The 20,225-nt window shown below is 69.5% G+C and carries 17 protein-coding genes; 6 read left to right on the top strand and 11 right to left on the bottom strand.

Going from position 1 to position 20,225, the window contains the following annotated elements; genetic code table 11:
- Nucleotides 1-20: 20 nt before the first annotated feature.
- Entirely contained in the window at nt 21-3,068 is a 3,048-nt protein-coding gene (locus tag AB0B14_RS24245) for a tetratricopeptide repeat protein (protein ID WP_357524301.1), read from the bottom strand.
- A 217-nt stretch (nt 3,069-3,285) separates the two neighbouring features.
- On the opposite strand from AB0B14_RS24245, the gene AB0B14_RS24240 reads away from it, so the two are divergent.
- Nucleotides 3,286-4,347 (top strand): NAD(+)/NADH kinase, encoded by a 1,062-nt coding sequence (locus AB0B14_RS24240; protein WP_357524299.1) that lies wholly within the window; start codon nt 3,286-3,288, stop codon nt 4,345-4,347.
- Between the two features lie 45 nt (nt 4,348-4,392).
- Here the strand turns inward: AB0B14_RS24240 and AB0B14_RS24235 are convergent, their stop codons facing one another.
- Together AB0B14_RS24235 and AB0B14_RS24230 are read right to left on the bottom strand one after the other, a co-directional pair.
- Nucleotides 4,393-4,923: a hypothetical protein gene (locus tag AB0B14_RS24235; RefSeq protein WP_357524297.1), complete on the bottom strand. Its 531-nt coding sequence runs from the start codon at nt 4,921-4,923 to the stop codon at nt 4,393-4,395.
- 209 nt (nt 4,924-5,132) lie between these two features.
- Nucleotides 5,133-6,569, bottom strand: a complete 1,437-nt coding sequence (locus AB0B14_RS24230) for an MFS transporter (protein ID WP_357524295.1) — start codon at nt 6,567-6,569, stop codon at nt 5,133-5,135.
- 236 nt (nt 6,570-6,805) lie between these two features.
- Here AB0B14_RS24230 and AB0B14_RS24225 point away from each other — a divergent pair, with 236 nt between their 5' ends.
- Nucleotides 6,806-7,375, top strand: coding sequence for a TetR family transcriptional regulator (locus AB0B14_RS24225; RefSeq protein ID WP_357080064.1), 570 nt, complete (start codon nt 6,806-6,808; stop codon nt 7,373-7,375).
- 42 nt (nt 7,376-7,417) lie between these two features.
- On the opposite strand, the gene AB0B14_RS24220 is transcribed toward AB0B14_RS24225, so the two are convergent.
- From AB0B14_RS24220 to AB0B14_RS24185, 8 genes are all read right to left on the bottom strand, one after another.
- Nucleotides 7,418-8,062: a hemerythrin domain-containing protein gene (locus AB0B14_RS24220; RefSeq protein ID WP_357080067.1), complete on the bottom strand. Its 645-nt coding sequence runs from the start codon at nt 8,060-8,062 to the stop codon at nt 7,418-7,420.
- 62 nt (nt 8,063-8,124) lie between these two features.
- Nucleotides 8,125-9,747, bottom strand: a complete 1,623-nt coding sequence (locus AB0B14_RS24215; protein WP_357524293.1) for an AMP-binding protein — start codon at nt 9,745-9,747, stop codon at nt 8,125-8,127.
- 13 nt (nt 9,748-9,760) lie between these two features.
- A complete protein-coding gene (locus AB0B14_RS24210; RefSeq protein ID WP_357524290.1) occupies nt 9,761-10,759 on the bottom strand; it encodes an acyl-CoA desaturase in 999 nt (332 codons plus the stop codon).
- Nucleotides 10,756-11,691 (bottom strand): SDR family NAD(P)-dependent oxidoreductase, encoded by a 936-nt coding sequence (locus AB0B14_RS24205; protein WP_357524288.1) that lies wholly within the window; start codon nt 11,689-11,691, stop codon nt 10,756-10,758. Before AB0B14_RS24205 ends, AB0B14_RS24210 begins: the two co-directional genes overlap by 4 nt.
- Nucleotides 11,692-11,702: 11 nt before the next feature.
- Nucleotides 11,703-12,695, bottom strand: coding sequence for an SDR family oxidoreductase (locus AB0B14_RS24200; RefSeq protein WP_357080079.1), 993 nt, complete (start codon nt 12,693-12,695; stop codon nt 11,703-11,705).
- A complete protein-coding gene (locus AB0B14_RS24195) occupies nt 12,692-14,023 on the bottom strand; it encodes an FAD-binding oxidoreductase (RefSeq protein WP_357080082.1) in 1,332 nt (443 codons plus the stop codon). Before AB0B14_RS24195 ends, AB0B14_RS24200 begins: the two co-directional genes overlap by 4 nt.
- On the bottom strand, nt 14,023-14,892 hold the full coding sequence (locus tag AB0B14_RS24190; RefSeq protein WP_357080085.1) for a cyclopropane-fatty-acyl-phospholipid synthase family protein: 870 nt from the start codon (nt 14,890-14,892) through the stop codon (nt 14,023-14,025). Before AB0B14_RS24190 ends, AB0B14_RS24195 begins: the two co-directional genes overlap by 1 nt.
- Complete coding sequence (locus tag AB0B14_RS24185) at nt 14,889-15,116, bottom strand: acyl carrier protein (protein WP_357080088.1); 228 nt, start codon at nt 15,114-15,116, stop codon at nt 14,889-14,891. Before AB0B14_RS24185 ends, AB0B14_RS24190 begins: the two co-directional genes overlap by 4 nt.
- 358 nt (nt 15,117-15,474) lie before the next feature.
- Here AB0B14_RS24185 and AB0B14_RS24180 point away from each other — a divergent pair, with 358 nt between their 5' ends.
- The 4 genes from AB0B14_RS24180 to AB0B14_RS24165 are packed head-to-tail and all read left to right on the top strand — an operon-like array spanning nt 15,475 to nt 20,166.
- Entirely contained in the window at nt 15,475-16,014 is a 540-nt protein-coding gene (locus tag AB0B14_RS24180; RefSeq protein WP_357080091.1) for an SRPBCC family protein, read from the top strand.
- A complete protein-coding gene (locus AB0B14_RS24175; RefSeq protein WP_357524285.1) occupies nt 16,011-17,036 on the top strand; it encodes a 3-oxoacyl-[acyl-carrier-protein] synthase III C-terminal domain-containing protein in 1,026 nt (341 codons plus the stop codon). Before AB0B14_RS24180 ends, AB0B14_RS24175 begins: the two co-directional genes overlap by 4 nt.
- A complete protein-coding gene (locus AB0B14_RS24170; RefSeq protein ID WP_357524283.1) occupies nt 17,033-18,784 on the top strand; it encodes a thiamine pyrophosphate-binding protein in 1,752 nt (583 codons plus the stop codon). The genes AB0B14_RS24175 and AB0B14_RS24170 overlap by 4 nt, the downstream gene beginning before the upstream one ends.
- Nucleotides 18,781-20,166 (top strand): NAD(P)/FAD-dependent oxidoreductase, encoded by a 1,386-nt coding sequence (locus AB0B14_RS24165; RefSeq protein ID WP_357080100.1) that lies wholly within the window; start codon nt 18,781-18,783, stop codon nt 20,164-20,166. Before AB0B14_RS24170 ends, AB0B14_RS24165 begins: the two co-directional genes overlap by 4 nt.
- The last annotated feature ends 59 nt before the right edge of the window (nt 20,167-20,225 follow it).

Here is a 20,225-nt window from a genome sequence, read left to right as displayed (position 1 = left end):
GCAAGCAGCCGGCCGCGGCGTCACCGCCGTTCGGTCCTGGTCGGATCGTCGCTGCCGCTTCGGGTGACCATCGCCTCGGGGAACTGGGCTTCGAACGCGGCGATGACGGATCGCAGCCGGTGCAGCAGCGCCTGTCGGGCCCGGGAGCCGTCGGTGGCGGCGAGTTCGTCGTCGAGCATCGGGCCCAGATCGTCCCACCGGCTGTCGCGCCTGCGAAGTGCGGCGCGAGCGACGACGTACGCCAGGATGCCCTGCCGCAGTCTGCTGGCCACCCGCCAGTCCCACCTGGGCCCTCGATCCGTCGCCTCCCGAAGCGCGCTCTCCAGGTTGCGGCCGATCCGGTCGAACAGGTCCGGTACCACCGTGCAGAACGGGATCTCGACGTTGAACGGTGCCGGCTGCCCACCGGCGCGTTTGTGGACCATGCCGTCGTCGTCGACGGTGGTGAACCCGCGGCCGACGGCACTGACCGGGATCAGCCGCACCGGCTGGCCGCGCACGACGTCCTGGAAGTGCGGGCGCCGCATCAGTAGGTCACGGATCCGCCGAAGAACCTCACGGTCACTGCTGCCCTCCGTGCCACCAAACACGTCCCACTTGGTGATGAGCAGGTGAGCTGGCACCTTCGCCGACGCCATGACTGACAGGAGAGGATCGACGATGCTGTCGAGGTACAGCTCGCCGACCGGTTCGCCGCGTAGGCAGCGCCGCAGGCGCAGGCCGTCGAGCACTCCGAACAGGGCGTCGGCGCTGGCGACCGCCGTGGCCAGCTCGGCGACGGCCGGGTCTCCTGGCTCCCGCGATTCGAGCAGGCTGCCCGCGTAGTCGAGGAAGTTGATGGTGAGCATCGGCTTCTCGGCGTGCTCATGACGGGCGAGGACCCCGAACGAGAAGACTTTCCGGTCCGCGATGGCGGTGCCTGGCGGCCAGCCGTCCCGGTCGACCACGTCCTGATACAGCGACGTGAGCTGGATGGTGGTGGCCATGTCGCCGCGTACCCGCACACCGTCGATCGCGGCGTCGCGGCGAAGGTGGGTGAACATCGACGCCAGCAGTACCGACTTTCCCGCGCCCTGGGTGCCGAGCAGGACGACGTTGAACGACGGCACCGGCTCCAGGAGGAGTCCGAGTGCCTCGCGGGTGCCGAGAGTGGCCGGGTGGTTCGGGCCGAGAACCCGTGCGCGGGCGGTCAGGACCTCGCGGTAGCCGGTCTCGGCCTGCGCCTGGTGGCCGAGCGTGGCGTGGGCGCCGGCCAGGTGGTGCCGGGCGGACAGCGTGTCCGGGTGGTCGGGTCCGTTCAAGCGGGTCCGGACCGACACCACCTCGGTCAGCTCGGCTGCGGCATCGCCGGCGCGGTGCGTCGCCAGCAGGACCAGCGCGAGGCTGGTTCTGAGCTGGAGGGTGTGCGGGTGTGCCGGACCGAGGATTTCGAGGCAGACGGTGAGGACGTCGCGCAGCTCTCCCTCCGCTTTGCGGTACTCGCCGGCATCGACGAGAAGGATGGAGAGGTTGCCGCGCAGGAGCAGGGTCTGGGGGTGGGTGACGCCGAGCGTCTCGGTGCTGTCCGCGAGGGCCGCGCGGTACAGGGCCTCCGCCTCGGCTCGGTGCCCGAGATCCCGTACCGCGCTGGCGAGCCTGCCATGCGCCGCGATGGTGTCGGCGTGGGTTCGGCCGAGCTGCTCGACGCGCTGCTCGTACGCGACAAGCCAGGCGAGCCTGGCCAGGTGTGGGCGGCCCTGCTGCTGCGCGACCGCGGCGATGCTGTCGGCTTCGGTGGCCGAACTGATCGACAGGACTTCCCGGATCACCGGCTCCGGGACGTGGTGGTCGGGCGGGCGGCCGCGCTGGACGGCGTCGACGAGGTAGTCGAAGACCTTGATCCGTTCGTCGGCGGCCGGTTGCAGCAGGGCGGTGGTGACCCGGCGGGCCTGGGTAGCCCAGTTCCACGCCTCGGCCACCGTCTCCGGCCGCAGGCGCTCACCGCCACGGTCGTCGAGGTAGCGGTGGTGCAGCAGCTCCAGCACCGCCCGTGGGATCGGCGACGGATAGCCGGCGCACCGCACGTCGACCGCGGCGGCGACGAGCGCGGCGCCGCGCGGGTGACTGGGTACGTGGGGGTCCTGGTTCGGGCTCCACGCGTTCTCCCATGCGCTGAGCAGATCCGGTCCGGCGCCGAGATACTCGGCGACGCCGTAGTCGTCGGCCACGGCGAGCGCGTCACCGATGCGCCGGTCACCGGCCATGCCTCGGGCGCGGGTCCGTTCGGCTCTGGTGAACTGTCGTTCCACCCGAATCCGGTGCGCCTGCGCGAGCGCGGAACGCGCTTCCTTGTGGGCCTGCCGCTGTCCGTCGTCGGCGGCGACTCGATCAGGATCCAACCGCTCGGCCTCCACCGCCCGCAGCGTCGCGATGATGACCCGGTGTCCGCGCCCCGCACCGAGGACGGTGGCGACACCGGCTCGGGTCAACCCACCTGGGCCGAGGAACTGCTCGATGTCGTCGAGCCACAGCACACTCCGGCGTTTCCCCGCCGCGGCGACGACGGCGTGTGGGATCGCGTCGCGTGTGCTGGGCGCCACCAGGACGTGGTTGGGCAGCAGATCCCGTATCGCCTCGTACGCCGCACGCGACTTGCCGGCGAGCGAGTCACCGACCAGCAGCACGAACACGCTTCCGGTCAGCTGCCGGCGCAGTTCGGCGTCGATGTCCCTGGGCACGTACGGCGGCAGACGTTCCGGTGCCGACGTGTCGGCTGCCGCCACCGCCGGGTTGACGCCCAGCCAGGTCGGCCTGCCAACCTCCCGCACCCGGGGCAGCCGGCCCCGCAGCACCAGGCAACCGTCGACGACACCCAACTGTTGGTCGTCGCGGCGCTGCCCGTACCGCTGCGCCCGCCCCTGCCAGATCGCTCCCAGCGCGGCAGCGACGGCGGCGATCGCCGTCACCCCCGCGACGATCCACAGATTTGTGACGTTCGCCGCGACCAGGGACGCGGGCGTCGCCGTCAGCAGCGCGAGTCCGGCGACAGCGAGGATGATCCGGCGGTCGCGCGATCGTCTCGCACCCATGCCACCCGGCTCCTCTTCTGGGCCACGCGACCGCCTCACGCGCAGCTGCTGTGGACTGTAGCGTCCGCGGTCCCTCCGCTCGTCAAACGCGTTCGCCCGCGCCGCCGGCGGGACCCAACTGCGCCAGTGGTGAGGTGCCCCTGCCTGTTGTCCGTAGAGTATTTCCGCAGTGGTCACGTCAGGTGACGTCGACAGCCGAGAGGACGTGGGTAGTCGGATGCTCGTAGGCGTCGTCGTACACCCGACCAGGCCGCAGGCCGCTGAGACGGCGGAGCTGGTGTCGCGGATCTGCGCCGAGCACGGTGCCGCGGCACAGGCCCTGGACGTCTGGCAGGACGAGCAGAGCCCCGCCGACGTGCTGGCCGAGATGACGCAGCGCCCGCAGCTCGTCGTCACCATCGGCGGCGACGGAACCCTCCTGCGCGGACTGGCCGTCGCCGTCGAGGCCGACGCACCCGTTCTCGGCGTGAAGGCCGGCCGAGTCGGCTTCCTCACCCCGTTCGCCGCGACGGACCTGCCGAGGGTGCTCGGCGCCGCCCTGACCGGCCGCGCACCCATCCAGCAACGCATGCTCCTCACCCTGCGGGCGTCGCGCCCGCTGCAGGTCCCGCCGGAGCTGCGAACCCTGCTGCGCTACGGCCGCGGTCCCGCACCCGCCCAGCCCATCCCCCGACCGGGCGCGTCCGACCAGGTGGGTTGGGGTGTCCCGCTGGGCCTCAGCGCCCTCAACGACGTCGTGTTCGAGAAGCTTGGCCGGGACCGGCAGACGAGCGTGGCGGTGTACCTGTCCGGGCGGCTGTTCGCCACCTACTCCGCCGACGGCGTCCTGGTGGCCTCGCCGACGGGCTCCACCGCGTACTCGTTCGCCGCCGGCGGACCGGTCCTGTCGCCGCGCCTCAACGCCCTCGTCTTCACCCCGGTCGCCCCGCACATGGCGTTCAACCGCAGCATGGTCACCGCTCCGGACGAACCCGTGGGTGTCCAGGTGCTTCCGCGATCGGGTCAGGTCGCCGTCGTCGTCGACGGGCGCGTACACGGAATCCTCGACCCCGGCGACTGGGTCGCCGTCTACCCCGCCCGACGCCGCGCGAAGCTCATCGTCGCCGACGTCGACGACTTCTTCGGCCGGCTCCGCGACCAGTTCTCGCTGGCCGATGCTCCCGCGGCCCGCGCCGACACCGACAGCCAGCCCCCGCTGCTGGTCTACCGGCCGGACCTACCGGTACCGGAGGACCTACAACACCTGCACCTGCCGGCAGAGGAGTCCGATCCGGCCTGAGCCGCACGCCTCCAGCGTCGCGTCGGGGGCTGCCCCGCAGGGTCATCAGTCTGTCGTCGTACCCGCGGCGTTCCACACGAGTACGGCCTCGCAGGAGCCGCGATCGGTGCGCCGCGCGGCGAGGGTCACGGCCTGGTCGCCCGGCAGCAGCCGGGCCTCGCCGAGGAACTGCTCGTCCACCAGCCGGACCCGCGTTCTGGCCCCGGCGATCGTCCGACCCTGTGCGGTGATCGTCCAATCGACCACCGGCGAGCAGCCGCCCCGCACCTCGAACGACCCGGTCACCCGGGTGTCCTCGGCATCGTCGAGCGCAAACCGAGTGGTGACCGAGCCGCCGCCCGGAACCGTCCACATCATCTGCCGGGGCGGGCACTGAGCCACGCCCTGCTGGACGCAGATGGGGCGGTTGTGTTCGCGGGGTCGGTCACCGGACTGGTAGGTCAGCCCCGGCGTGGGATCCGTGCTCTCGTCGTACCAGTACACCAAACCGCCCCACACCACGACGCACGGCGCGAACACTACGCACACCGCGAGCGCCTGGAGCATCTTTGCCCCGGCCGCCTTGCCAACGGACATATCCACCACCCCCGGGAGCCTGCACCACCGCATTCATTGAACCATCTCGATATCACCATCCGGCCCTCGCCGGCGCGCTCGCGATGGTCGAGGTGGCCGCACGGGAGCGCGCCGCCAGAAACGGGGGTTCTGGCGGCGCGCTCGTTCAGGGTGGCGGGTCAGCCGGAGGAGATGGGTGGCGGGGTGGCCACGGTCGGACCATGGGTCCGTCACACCATCGCTTCCAGATCAACCTCCTTGCGCAGCGCGGGCAGGGCGAACGCGAGCAGGGCGGCGGCCAGGGTGAGGCAGGCACCGACGGTGAAGGCGGTGTGGAAGCCGTCGAGCATCGCGGCCGGTGGTGTGGAACCGGCGAGACTCTTTTCGAACTGGTTGGTGGCGACGGCGGCCAGGACCGCCACTCCGATCGCGCCTCCGGCCTGCTGGGAGACGTTGATCAAGCCCGATCCGGCGCCGGTCTCGTCACGGCGCAGTCCGCTGACGGCGGCATTGATCACCGGCACCAGGGACAGCCCGAATCCGCAACCGGACAGCACCAGGGCAGGCAGCATCTGGCCGACGTAGCTGCCCTCCGTGGTCGTCCGCAGCAGCAGAAGTTGCCCTCCGGCGGCGGCGGTCAGGCCCAGCACCAGGAGCGCACGGGCGCCGATCCGGGGCATCAGCTGGATGGCCACGCCGCTGAGCACGGCGATGCTGACGCCGATCGGGATGAAGGCCAGGCCGGCCTGCAAGGGCTCCCAGCCCAGGACCAGTTGCAGGTACAGGGTCGTGAAGAAGAACATCCCGTACAGCCCGGCCGCGGCGAGCAGCATCAGCCCGTTGGCGACCGACACGGCGCGGTGCCGGAAGATGCCGAGCCGGAGCAGGGGATCGGCGGTGCGACGCTCATGGAGAACGAATGCGAGCAGAAGGAGGGCCGCTCCGACGAGCCCGCCGATGGTCAGCGAGTCGCCCCAGGAGCGATGTTCGGTGTTGATGACCGTGTACAGCAGCAGGACCAGACCGCCGCTGATGAGAACGCCGCCGAGCCAGTCGAGTTTCGTGCCGCTCGTACCGGATCCGCGGAGGCCGGGATCCCTGGGGAGCTGGGTCAGGGTGGCGGCGGCCAGGACGATGCCGATCGGCACGTTGACCCAGAAGACCCACCGCCAGCTCACCGACTCGGTGAGCAGGCCGCCGAGGACGACGCCGGAGACCCCGGCGATGCCGGACAGGCCGCCCCACAATCCGAGTGCCTGGCGGCGTCTGGCCGGGTCCGTCATGGTGGCGACCAGAAGGCTGAGTGCCGCGGGACTCATCAGTGCCGCACCCAGACCCTGGGCGGCCCGGGCGACGATGAGCTGGGTCGAGGTGTCCGCCAGACCCGCGCCGAGAGACGAGCCGACGAACAGCAGCAGCCCGGTGACGAACACGTTGCGGCGACCGAAGAGGTCCGCCCCGCGTCCGCCGAGCATGAGAAAACCACCGAACAGCACCATGTAGGCGCCGACAACCCAGGCCAACGCGGACGGGTTGGCGAAATGGAGGTCGCCGCTGATCGACGGCAACGCGACGTTGACCACCGTCTCGTCGACGATCACCAGGAACTGCGCGGTGCAGGTGATGCCGAGCACCAGTCCGGGGCGCAGGGTGCGGGTGGCTGACACCCTGGGCTTTGTCACCGACATGGAGGGCCTTCCTTGGCTGACGTGTCCCGTGCTGAGCGCACTCTCCCCGCTCTTCTCCAAATGGAGTATTACTCCAACTGGAGAAGAGATTAGGACGCACGGTATGAGCCGTCAACCCATCCGGGCACTCGTGCCACGTTTGTGGTGTTCCGGCGGTGTACCTTGATCCGCACTGGATGAATGGAGCCGGACTTGTGTCATCGACTCGCACCCGCATGCTCGACGCGGCGATCGAGATCATCGCGCGTGACGGCCTCCGTGCGCTGACCTTCCGCGCGATCGAAGAGGCAGCCTCGGCCTCGCACGGCTCGACGATCTACTACTTCAAGCATCAGGACGGGCTCATCGCCGCCGTCCTGCAACATCTCGCCGAGCGCGATCAGGCCGCGCTGGCGCAGTCCCCCATCCTGGAGCTGCTCCGCGAGGCGGCCACGGAGCAGGAGGTCGGCCGCCTCCTGGCCGGCCTGGTCGAGGAGTTCGTGGGCCGCAGCAGGGCCCTCTCCCTGGCGCGGTACGAGATCTTCCTCTACACCGCCCGGCGGCCGGAGCATGCCGGAGCTGCCGTGGCGCACTGGCGTGGAAACTTCATTCAGCTCCTGGAGCCGATGATGGCTCAGATGGGAGCCGTCGATCCCGTCGGCGCGGCCAGGTTCTTCATGTCCGCGTTCGACGGTGTCCTGCTGGGCCTGCTGATCAATCCGAGCGGTATGGACGGCGGTGAACTGGCCACATTCCTGACCCGCCTCCTGCGGGCGGTGACCGGAGATGCCTCGGCCACTCACTGATCGAACAGGTGAGTGGCCGAGGGGAGGTGACTCGCCGCCGGCTCACGCCGAGGCGCCAAACGCCGCCTCTCGCTGCCGCTGGAGCCAGCCGCGCATCAGCCAGGCGACCGGCGCGGCGGGCAGCGCCTTGCGCTCCACCGGAGTCGTGGCGGCCGATGCCATCCACGGCGGCATGAACCTCAGCGTCCACTTCGGCGCCGACTTGACCATCTGGCGCTCGAAGACGTCCCATTCCTTCTTGCCCAGAGCGGGCTTCAGCCGGCCGTTGAGCTCACGCTCCTCGTCGGCGGTGTGCACCACCAACAACTGCCGCAACGTCGCCGTCTTGTCGGCGATCTCGGCGAGCACCGCCGGGTCGTCACCCGCCGAGCCGATGGTCTTCTGTAGCTGATGGAGCAGTTCGGCCAGCTCGTGGTGCTCGGAGGTCATCAGCTCCAGTGCCTCGGCCGGGGCTCCGCGGTCGCGCAGCATCGGCCACAGGACGTCGTCCTCGCCCTCGTGATGGTGATCGATGAGTTGGAAGACCCGGTCCGCGTACTGGATGAGGGCCGCCGTCCGCCGATCGTCCGGTCTCTGCGACAACTCCCGCGCGGCGTCGCTGATCTGTTGCAGGTCGCGCGCCATCGCCCGGTGGACGACGACCATCACGAGATAGCCGTTTGCCACCGGTTCGGTTGTCGTGCCCAATGGTCTGCCTCCTTCGATTGGTTGGGGAAATTCTAACTGCGCTGGTGAGCTGCTCGGGGGCCCTAGAAGTCCACCGTGGCGGTGACCGGCAGGCGTTGCTGCTCCAGCAGCCACCGGGTCTGGAACCGCTGGATCTTCCCGCTCGGCGTCCGGGGCAGTCCGTTCCTGTTGACGAAGAGGCAACGAGTCAGGGCGATCCCGCACTTAACCCGAATGGCGGCCGCGGCCTCCGCGGCCACCAGTCCCGCGTCGCTCGACGTGCGCTTCAGCTCCGCCAGCAGGACCAGGCCCGGGCTGACACCCGGCTCGTCCAGCACCACGGAGCAACCCTCCCGCACCGTGCCGAGACTCTCCACCGTGGCCTCCAACTCCCTGGCGTACACCTTGCGACCGCCGACGGAGAGCATGTCGTCGGTCCGGCCCACCATGTACAGCTCGCCGTCGGCGAGGAACCCGAGATCTCCGGTACGGAGGCGACCGCCGGTGAACACTCTCGCGGTCCGCTCCGGATCGTTGTGGTAGCCCTCGGCCAGACTCGGTGACCTGACGATGATCTCCGCGAGCCGGCCAGGCGCCGCCGTTTCCACAGTCACCCCCGTACACGGCCGGCCCACGGACACCACGACTGTGGCGTGCTCGTGCTCCGCGGACGTCTCGACGATCCGCCCGTCGGCCAGCTCGACCGCGTCCAGGACAATCGTCCGCGGCTTCTCGCGGTGGTCGCAGGCGGTGACCGCCAACGTCGCCTCGGCGAGGCCGTATGCCGGCATGAAGTGTTCCATCCGCAGCCCGGACGATCCGAAGGTCGCCACCGCGGCGGCCAGCACCGCGTGGTCAACGCGTTCGGCACCGAGTACGCACACCCGCAGCGCCAGTTGCTTCGACAGCGGATGCCTGCCCTGTGCCCTGGTCGCCAGATGCAGCCCGGTGCTCGTGCCCGCGGTCATCGTGATGCCGTGCTCGGCGAGGTCGCGGAACCAGCTCCGGGGTGACGAGAACAGCCGTTCCGGCGAGGAGAGCCAGATGTCGCTGTCGAAGCCGAAGGTGTACAGCAGGCAGCCGAAGATGCCCATGTCGTGGGAGAGCGGAAGCCAGGACGCCACCCGTTCCGTGCGATGCTCCGCCCCCAGCATCGAGTGGATCATGGAAAGCTGGCGTGACACCGCGTCGGCCGTCAGCGCGCAACCCTTCGGCCGTCCGGTGCTTCCCGAGGAGAACTGGATGAAACAGATCTCGTTGCCGGCGGGCAGCGCCGGGTCGATGCGCTCGCCGGGGCCCGCGAGCGAGGCCCAGGACCGCGTGGTGACCGCGTCCGGTGGTTTGTCACCCAGTTTCGCGCGCACGTCGTCGTCGAGCAGCAACAGATCGGCGTCCAACTCGTCGATGATCCGGTTCACCAGCCCGGCGTACTCCTCCCCGCTCATCCCGCGGCTCGGCAGCGGCAGCGAGGCGACCACTCCCCCGGCCAGCCACACGGCGAGCAGTCCGGCGACGGCATCCGCCGTGTTGGTGAGTACGCAGGCAACCCGGCTACCCGGGCGTACACCCTGCTCGCGCAGGTGGGTCGCGGCCCGGTACGCACGGTCGATGACCTCGGCCCAGGGCAGCTCGGCCCACTGCCCGTCCACCCAGGTGCGCAGTGAACGGCGGGGCCGACCGCTGGTCAGCATGTCCCAGATCAGCACGATGACACCACTGTCACTCCACGTCCGTGACGGCCATGACGTGCGTCCGGTCACGATTGGCGAGCGGAATGTCCGGGGCGACCGGGAACGACACCCCGCGGTCCGCGGCGGCCGCGACGAGGCTGCCACCGGCCGCCTTGATCGCCATTCGTTCCGGGTCGATCCGGATCACCTTTGTCACGAGGTGCACCCGCTCCAGGGCCCAGACGACTGACGCGGTCAGGTCGATCTGCCACCAGAGCAGACCGTGCCGGGCGGAGCGGGGGAAGGCGTGGTGGTTGTTGTGCCAGGCCTCGCCGAACGAGGGCAGGGCGAGCCAGGCCACGTTGCGCGACTCGTCCTCTGTCGGGTACGCCCGCTTGCCGAAGTAGTGACCGACGGAGTTCACGGCGTACGTGATGTGATTGACCAGGAAGATCCGGACGAGCCCGCCCCACAGCATGCCGGTGAGGAACGCCGTCACGCTCTGCCCGATGGCCGCGCCGATGATTCCCGGCAGCACGATGCCGGCCAGCACGATGCCGACGAAGTGCTCGCTGATCCACCGCATCGGCTTCTCCCGCACCAGGTCGGGGCAGTACCGCATCGGACTGGATTCCAGGTTCTCGTTGAACAGCCAGCCCAGATGCGCGTGCCAGAGGCCGGCCATCATGCCGCGGAAGCCGGGCTCGAAATCGAGATGCGGACTGTGCGGGTCACCGGGCCGGTCGGCCACCCGGTGGTGGTGCCGGTGGTGCGACACCCAGATCAGGGGCGGTCCCTGCCCGGCCATCGAGCCGACCGTGGCCAGCGAGTACCGGATCACCTTGGTCGTCTCGAAGGCGCGGTGCGCGAAGAGCCGGTGATAGCCCATCGAGATACCGAGCCCGCAGAGGACGTACATGGTGGCGAGGGCGGCCACGTCCGACCAGCCGAACATGCGGTTCCACAGCAGCGCCATCGCGGCGGCGATGCCGAACAGCGGGATGACCGACGCGGCCAGGATGAACCAACGGTGTTCTCTGCCGTTCATGCGGCGTCTTCCTTTCTGGTTCGGGCGTCCGCGGCGGCGACCACCCGGTTGAGTCGATCCATGCGGGTGGCCAGGGACATCAGCCCTTCCAACCGGAACGCCGGAGGCTGCCGGCCGTCGACGTCCGTGAAGCCGTACTCCGCCGCCAGGTCACCGACCGCGAGGGTGCTGCCGGAGTGGCGGACCAGGTCCGGATCGGCCATCAGGGCGGCGACGGCGCGGCCGACGTACTGCGGCGTGTGCATCACCGCGGCGGGCCCCTCGCCCAGCGCCGACCAGGCGGCCTCCACGCGTTCGGTACGCACGAAGCCGGGCAGCAGGCTGACCGCTGCCACCCCGTGCCGGGCCAGTTCCCGTGCCATCCCGAAGGTCTGCCGGGTGGCCGCGAACTTGCACGTGTCGTAGGCGACCTGGCCGAGGTAGGTGTCGCCGTCCTGGTAGCTCATCGACACGATCAGGCCGCGCTTCGCGGCGACCATCAGCCGGGCGGCGTGCTGACTGGTGACGTACTGGCCGCGCAGCGAGGCCGCGAACAGGTCGTACCGCCAGGCCGGTTGCTTCCAGAACGGGGCGTCGAACTTCGCGTCGGTGGACCGTTCGTACCCGGCCCAGGCGTTGTTGACCAGCAGGTCGACCCGCCCGTGCCCGTCCTCGACCCGATCGAACAGTGCGGCGATCTCGCCCTCGTCGGTGTGGTCACAGCGCACCGCGACACCGGTTCCGCCGGCCTGGGACACGGCGGCGGCGGTGTCGTCGACCGTGCCGGGAAGGTCCTCGGTGGTCGGTTTGCCCTTGGTGCTGCGTCCGGTCACGTACACGGTCGCACCGGCCGATCCCAGCGCGATGGCCACGCCCTTGCCCACCCCGCGGCTGGCGCCGGTGACCACGGCCACCACGGACCGCAGATCGGGTGCTTGCCAAACGTCCTGCACATTCTCCTCCGTCAGTTGGCCGCGGCCAGCAGGCTGCGCCGGAACGCGTCCTTGTCGCCGATCTCGGGCAGTCCGTACTCCTCGACGAGCTCGCTCATGGAGCTCGGCAGGATGCCGCCGCTGGCCGCGGTCACCTCGCTGACATCGCCGAGGACCTGCACGAACCGCCGTGAGGACGGCGGCAGCGCGTTCAGTTCCGCGTCGTCGAGGTCGGCGGGATGAACGATGCGGGGGATCCGGATCCGGCGGCCCGTCGACCGGGCGTGCTCGATGAGGAGATCGACGGCCTCGTCGACGGTCATCGCCGCCTTGCCGTAGGTCAGCCAGAACTGGCGCCCCACGTCATCCCGGCGGATCGCCTCGGCCACCGCCTTGGCGCACAGATCCTGTGCGACGACGTCGATGAGGTTGCCCGGGTGCGCCGGGAAGACATCGGCGCGACCCCGGCCCACCCAGTCGGCGACCAGTTGGACGATCTGTGGCTTGCTGGTCCAGCCGGTCGTCGAGTGGCCGATCAGATTGGTCGGCCGGTACACGCTGTGCGGTACACCGGACTCCGCGAGCAGCAGCTCGGATGCCCGCTTCGACAGTACGTAGTTCGTGGTCACGTTGTCGGGGCGCAGCCGCACGGGCGACTCGCCGGCCAGCGCGGCGACGAACGCCGTACTGATGTAGTGGACGGAGGCCCCGGCGGCCCGCGCGAAGTCGATGACGTGCCTGGTGCCGGCGATGTTGACGCCCTCGTAGTCCTCGGCCGGCCGTCCCCACTCGGTGAGCGCGGCGGAGTGGATGACGGTGCCCACGCGGCGCGTCAGGGACTCGTACACCTCCGGTGGGAGGCCGAAGCTCGGACGGGAGATGTCACCGGTCACCACCTCCGGCCCGGCGGCGGGCAGCCTGCCGCGCCGCAGCAGGCAGATCACCGGTTGACCGGTCAGTTCGGCCAGCAGGGCCTGCCCGACCACCCCGGCGGCTCCCGTGAGCAGGATGGCTCGCGCGGTCATCTGTTCGCTTCCCTCCACTCGATCAGCCGGCTCATCGCCCGTACCCCGACGAAGGCGAGCGGCTCCGGCGGGAAGCGAGGCTCCCGGCCGTTGACGAAGAACAGGTTGGTGAAGTCGGAGTCCTTCTCCAGTACGAGGTCGCGCAGCACCTTGCCGCCGAGGTGACTGGCGGCGATGCCGTTACCGCAGTAGCCGTAGCCGTGGTAGAGGCCCGGCTGGCGGCTGCCGAAGTGCGGGACGAGGTCCCGGGTGATGTCGACACAGCCGCCGTACGTGTGGCTGAACCGCACGTCGGACCACATCGGGAAGTAGCGCGCGAAGGACGCCCGCAGATCGGCGAAGACCGCTGCGTCGCTTGCCCGCTGAGCACCCATGTCGCGGCGGAGGTGGTACCGGGCCGGGCCACCGGCCCACATGACGCGGTTGTCGGCGGTGAACCGACCACAGTTGAGGAAGGTCCGGGCCTCCACCAGGCCTTCGCGCCGGGGCCAGTGCACCCTGGCCCGTTGCTCGTCGGTCAACGGCTCGCTGACCATGGCGTAGCTCCACACCGGGAGGACCTGACGGCCGTACCCGGGGAGCCGGTGCTGTGCCGCGCTGGTGGCGAGCACGACCTTCGGGGCGTCGACCCGGCCGTGCGGTGTGCGGACCCGCCAGCCGCCGGCTGCGGGCTCGACCGCGTCGGCCGGCGTCTGTTCGTACACGGCGACGCCCATGGCGCGTACCGTCGCGTACAGACCACGGGCCAGTTTGAACGGGTTGACGATCGCGCCTCCGGTGAGCACGGCGGCCTGGATCGCCGGCGACCCGATGTGTTCCCGCGCCGCCGCGGCGTCGAGCACTGTCATCTCGAACCGGGGGCCGATCCGCGCGGCCAGGGCCTGGCCCTGCTTGAGCCGGTCGACCTGGGCCCGGTTCACGGCCACCATGAGGTAGTTGTTGGCCTCGTAGTCGGCGTTGACGCTGTGGCGGCGCAGGAACCGCCCGATGTCGAGGATCGACCGGCCGATGGCGTCGCACGCCGCGGCGGCCCGCTCCGTGCCGTGCAGGCGGACGATCTGTTCGAGGTCCTTGCCGATCGTCGGCGTGACGAAGCCGTCGGCCGTGCCCGATGCGGCACCGCCCACCAGGTCGCGTTCGACCACGCAGACGTTCAGTGCCGGAGCCTCCTGTTTGAGGAGGTAGGCCGTCCACAACCCGGTGAAGCCGCCGCCGACGATGCACACATCCGCGGTCGTCGTGCCCGCCAGCGGCGCGGCGGGGGCGTCCGTGGTGCCGTCCTGCCAGAAGATCGGGCTGCGGCGCGGCGTCGAAGTCCGCGTGGCCATCACACCGCCTCGTAGATCACTCGGGCCAGGCCCAGGTGCCGGCGCTGGAACTGTTCGGCGGCCGCGCTCAGGTAGCGCTCGTAGTCCGCCACCACCTCGGGCCCGACGATCGCGATCGCCTCGCTACGGTTGCGCTTCAGCCGGCGCAGCCATTCCTGAAGGGTCGACACGTAGTGATCCGGATCGTTGCGCACGGAGACCACCTCGAACAGGTTCTCGCTGGCCTCCACGAGTTCCGTCATGGTCGGCAGGACCGACTCCGGGAAGATCGTCTCGATGATGAACATCATGTCCCGGACCGTCTGCCGGTCCATCCGGTTGTTGTTGCCCTTGACGTTGGTTTGCAGGGCCAGCCGATTGCCGGGCTGGCGCATCGACTCGCGGCAGAACTCGAAGAACGAACGGTAGGCGCGCATCCGCTCGACCCGGGGCAGGTCGAACCGCGCGAAGTGCTCGAACGCGCCGATGGACACAATGGCGTCGTACGGCGCGTCCGGACGGTGATCGATCCAGTTCTCGACGCGGACATCGAGGCCCGGCGGCTGCGCCTGGTCGCGTACCCACTCGGCCTGGGAGGGACTCAACGTCAGGCCGATCGGCTGCCGCACGCCGTATCCGTACCCCGCCCGGCGTAGCGCACTGCCCCAGCCGCAGCCCACGTCCAGCAGCCGCTCCGCGATGCTGGCCCTGGCGCCGTTCAGCAGGTAGTCCAGCTTGCGCTGCTGGGCGCGCTCAAGGGTGTCGCCGGGTTCCCACAGGGCGCAGGTGTAGGTGCGGCTTTCGTCCAGCCACAGCCCGAAGAACTCGTTGGAGACGTCGTAGTGGTGGGTGATGGCCTTGGCGGTTGCTCCGAGGTACGCCGTCGTCATGACTGGGTTTCGGTCAGGGCGGTGCTGTTCGCCAGTTCGACGAGGTCGCCGATGGTAACGATGTCGGCTGCCCGGCCGGCGTCGAACTCGATTCCCAGGCGGTCCTCGATGGTGAATACGATGTCCGCCGTCTGCAGACTTGAAAGGCCGATGTCGCGAAGTGAGGAATTAGCGTCGAGGCCGTGGTCGGCGTGGCTGCCGAGCTTCGCGTTGATCAGATCCACGACATCCTGAACCGTAACCGACACAGTGGTCTCCCCAAATTTTGGTTTCTAACTGAATTAACTCAGTCGATCCTGTGGTCAGAGCCTGACACGGAGGGCCGGGCGCGGGCAAGGCCGTATAGCTGCGGTTGCGGGAGTGCCCAGCCGCTAATTACGCGCTTGTCGCCATTCCCTTGTTTAGCCACCGTAAGCCGTTGCCTGATCTCGCCGCCCTGTGGTTACGTGAGCCGTTCAGCGAGCGTCGGGCTCAGGTGAGGGGTTTGTAATGGCATATCAGAAAATTGAATTAGCGGAGATCCCGGGCCTTATCCGGTGCGAGACGACGACCCGGGACGAGGGATTCGCCCTGGCCGCCGACATGACGCGTGCCGTCTATTCGCATGAGCAGATCTACGGCCAGTTCTGCACGCTCCAGGACTACATCGACGCGCCGATCGACGAGGTCTACGACTACCTGGCCGACATCCAGAACCTCAACGAGTGGACGTACAGCACCCGGGGGTTCGACGAGACGGACGAGGCCGGGTTGTTCGTGGGAGTGGACACCCTGGTCGACGACACGAAGATCTACATGCGAGTCCAGGCTGACCCGCAGGCCCGCACGCTCGACTACCACTGCGCCTGGGACCAGGGCAAAGACCTCTGGATGGTCTATCTGATCAGGCTCATCGACGCGAATGTCGTTCTCAACCGGCCGGGAACGGTCCTGGTGTGGACGAACTGCCACCACCCCAACTACGACAAGAACCCGTACCCCGAACTCTCGCCGAGCCCCAACCGGACCTGGGTCGGTGACATGTGGGGTCTCTTCTACGCCGGCCACGCGGTGGAGCTGGCCAATCTCAAGGCGATTCTGGAGCGGCGGCACGGGAGCGGGGCACGGCAGGTCGCCCAGTGACCACCACGCCGGTCAGTATCGTCGACATCGCCCGGTATCTCCCCGGCGAGCCGGTCGGCACGGAGTACTTCGCCGAGCGAATCGCTCCGGACAGCAGGCTGAACTGGGAAAATCCCATGTTCGTGCCGCCGAAGTCGCGACATCTCGTCGATCGGGACACCACCGCCGCGGACATGATCGAACGGGCTGCGGACACGCTCTTCGCCAGGTTGGGCGGGCAGGCCCGCCGGGACGTGGACATCGTCCTCACCAACGTGCTGTTGCCGGACATGCCGCACGCCGGTGCCGGTGCGACGGTGGCACACCGGCTCGGTGCGAGCCCCAGTTGGGTCCTGGACATCCACAACGCGGGCTGCGCCTCGTTCGTCGTGATGCTGCGGCTCGCCAAGATGCTCATCGAAACGACGCCGGCGCGCTCGGCCCTGCTCTGCAACGTGCAGAACTCTGCCGGACTGGTCTTCACCCAGCCGAACAACCTGCGCAATCCGCCGTCGGCCATCCCCGGCGACGGCGCCGCGGTGGCCTACGTGACCGCCTCTGCCGAGTCGCCGGTCCTCGATGTCGAGGTGGTGAACCGGCCGGAGGCGGCGCCGGACATGCAGATCGAGCGCGAGGACGGCAGCCTGTACTGGGAGCCGGGCGAGGCCGAACTGAACGTGAAGTTCACCGAGGCCAGCGTTGCGAAGATCATTTCGCGGGGCAACCGCCTCGTCCCCGAGGTCGTCGAAACGGTCTGCCAGCGGATCGGCGCCAAGACCAGCGAGATCGACGTCCTCGTCACCAACCAGCCGAACCGGATGTTCCTCCGCAACTGGTCCGAGGCGCTGCAACTGCCACCGGGCCGGCACCTGGACACCTTCGACCGGTACGGCAACCTGTTCGGTGCCGGAGCGCCGATCACGTTGTCCCACGCGATCGAGGAGGACACGATCCCGGCCGGCGCGCTGGTCGTCGTGGCGGGCTTCGCCCATGCCGGAGACCTGGCGGCAGCCGCGGCCCTGCGGTGGAGGGCCGCGGCATGAGGACGATCGCCGGCGCGCTCATCGACGCCCTCGACGACCTGGGCGTACGGCACGTGTTCGGGGTAGGCGGGGCCAACATCGAGCACGTGTTCGACGCACTGCACCAGCGGGGTGCCGGCCGGATCAGCTCGTTTCTGGCCAAGCGGGAGGACGGCGCGGCGTTCATGGCCGACGGCATCGCCCGGGCCTACGGCACGCTTGGTGTGTGCTGTTGCACGTCCGGTGGCGGCATGATGAATCTGGCTGTCGGGCTGGCCGAGGCGCACAACGACGGGATCCCGGTGCTCGCCCTGGTGGGTCAGTCGCCCGCCGTCTCCGACGGGCTCGGCGCCTTCCAGGAGTCCACCGGCCGGCCCGGCACGGTCGACGCGCACGGCCTGCTGCGGTCGATCACCAAATACACGGGCCGGATCACCGGCAGCGACGACTGCTGGGTGCAGTTGCGGGCGGCGCTGACGGCGGCCCTGTCCGGCCGGCCCGGCCCGGCGGCGCTCCTGGTGCCGCGGGACGTGTTCGCGGCGCCGGCCGGCCCGGCACCGGCGGACTGGCCGGCCGGGTTGTCGGAGTTCGCCGCGCGCCAGGAGGTGCCCCCGGAGCCGTTGCGGGAGATCTTCGATGCCTTGAGCCGGGCCGTCGCGCCGGTGCTGCTCCTCGGCCCGGAACTGCGCTCGTCGCCGGACGGGGACGCGGTGGTCGCCTTCGCTCGCCGGGCCCGCATTCCGGTGGCGACCTCGATGTCCAACCGCGGCGACGTCGACGAGGACGATCCGCTGTACCTCGGCGTCGTCGGCGTCGCCGGCCACCCGTCGGTGCACCGGTATCTGCTCGAACAGGCCGATCTCGTGGTGGCGGCCGGCTCCGACCTGGGTTTCCTGACCCGGGGCCCGATCCTCGACCTGAAGCCCGACCGCGTGGTCGTGATCGCTCACGACGGGTCGGTCGCCCGCCGGTCCGCCTCGGCGGACCTGGTTCTCGAGGCCGATGCCGGTCGGATGTTCCGGGCCCTCGGCGACCTGCTCACCGCTGAGCCCTTTCAAGCCCCACCATTCGAGTACGAGCTGCGCCACTACACGCCGGAGCTGGAGGTGGAGAGCGTCGTGCCGGCGGAGGACTCCCTGCTGGCCAGCGAGGCGATCGACCTGCTGGGCGAGTACCTGCGGCCGGGTGACCGGGTGCTCACCGACGCGGGCAACTGCGGGGCGGCAGCCGCCCACCTGATCACGCTCCCGCCGGGAGGGCGGGCGTTCACGGCCTTCGGCATGGGCGGGATGGGGTACACGGTGCCCGCCGCGATCGGCATGCAACTGGGAGCCCCCTCCGGGCGCACCGTGGTCATGCTCGGTGACGGCGCCTTCCTCATGAACGGCCTGGAGATCCACACGGCGGTCGAGTTGGGCCTGCCGATCCTGTACGTCGTCTTCAACAACGCGGGACACGCCATGTGCGCGTCCCGGCAACGGCAGATGTTCGGTGGCCGGATCGAAGGCTCTCTCTACCACCCGGTGGACGTCGTCTCGGTGGCGCGAGGACTGGGGCGGCCTGACGATCTCTGGGTAGGTTCCGCCGGGGCGCTGCCCGAGCTGCGCGCACTGCTGGCGGATTACCACGCGGGCCACGACGATCGGCCCGGGGTGCTGGAGCTGCGGCTACTTCGCGACGAGATTCCGCCCATGATGCCGTTCGTGGCCGCGGACGCACCCACCCATGCGCTGACCGGGCGGCGGGTGCGTCCGGGAGACCGATCATGACAGCCGGCCGAGTGGTGATCGTCGGTGCGGGCCTCACCGGTCCGCTGCTCGGCATGCTCCTGGCGCGTCGTGGCTACGAGGTGGACATCATCGAGGGCCGGCCCGACCTGCGGCTCGGCGGCGAGCGGACGCTGCGGTCGGTCAACCTGACCCTGTCGGAACGTGGCCTGCGCGCGCTGCGCGAGGTGGGGCTTGAGCAGGAGGTGATCACCAAACTTGGGCAACCGTTGCGCGCTCGTGCCGTACACCTGGCGAGTGGCGCGGTCAATCTGCTGCCGTACGGGCACAACGGAGAGCAGGTGCTCTACGCGGTGTCCCGTGCCGGGTTGTCCTCCCTGCTCGTCGACGCGGCGGAGAACTGCCACGGCGTACGGTTTCATTTCGGGGTGAAATGCCTGGAGGTGGACCGGACGGCGCCCGCAGTGGTCGGGCTGGAGACGGCCACCGGCCGGCGTCGGCGCTTCACCGGTGATCTCGTTGTCGGCGCCGACGGCACCCATTCGACGGTCCGCCGGTACGTCCAGCACGGCGCGTTCGCCGACCTCCAGATGCACTACGTGCCCTGGCGGTACAAGGAGATCGTCATCAAGGGGGAACTCGACCCGACCGTGCTGCACGCGTGGCCCCGCGGGGACCGGATGATGTTCGCCCTGCCCAACGTGGACGGCACGTTCAACGGTGTGTGCGTGTTGCCGGCCGGCGGAGCGGACGGCTTCGACGCGCTGGACACGCCGGAACGGATCCGTCGCTGCTTCGACGAGACCTTCGGTGACGTCTCCAGGCTCATTCCCGACCTGGAGGAACAGGTATCCAGAAGCCCTGTCTCCGCGTTTCCGACCATGCTCACGTCGCAGTGGTACCACGGCGACACGGTGGTGCTGGTGGGCGATGCCTGCCACAGTGTCGTGCCGTTCTTCGGGCAGGGAATGAACGCCGGGTTCGAGGATTGCCTGGAGCTCAGCCGGTGCGTCGCGGAAACCCCCGACCGGGCGACCGCGTTCGCCACGTACCAGCGACGCAGGGAGCCGCAGAGCGCGATTCTGGCGAAGCTGTCCCTCGACAACTTCGCGGAGATGCGCGAGTCCGGTCCGCAGCACCGGGTGGCGGCCCGCAAGTATCTGCTGCATTGGCTGTATAGGCGGTCAGGTGGCCGGATTGTGCCCATATACACGATGATCGCTCACTCTGCCGTGCCGTATATGGATTGCGTGGCGCGGGCCGAGCGGCAGGACCGCCTGTTGCGCCGCTGTGGCGCGGATATCGCCGTTTCCCTGATAACGATGGCGGCGATGGCGCGTCGAGTGTGGCAACGTGCCTGGCAAGGCGGTCGGGCCGAGAGAGCGGCCGCTCGCGCGGGCCGATGGTCGAGGGTTCCGCTCTGAGGCCGAGCCTGCCATATCCGCGCTTTCGGCTTGGTATCACTGCGGGAAGTCGTTACCGT

It is taken from the genome of Micromonospora sp. NPDC049171, from assembly GCF_040648275.1.
Classification (GTDB): Bacteria; Actinomycetota; Actinomycetes; order Mycobacteriales; family Micromonosporaceae; genus Micromonospora.
The sequence above is the reverse complement of the archived record's forward strand: the minus strand, read 5'-3'. Positions and strand labels throughout refer to the sequence as shown.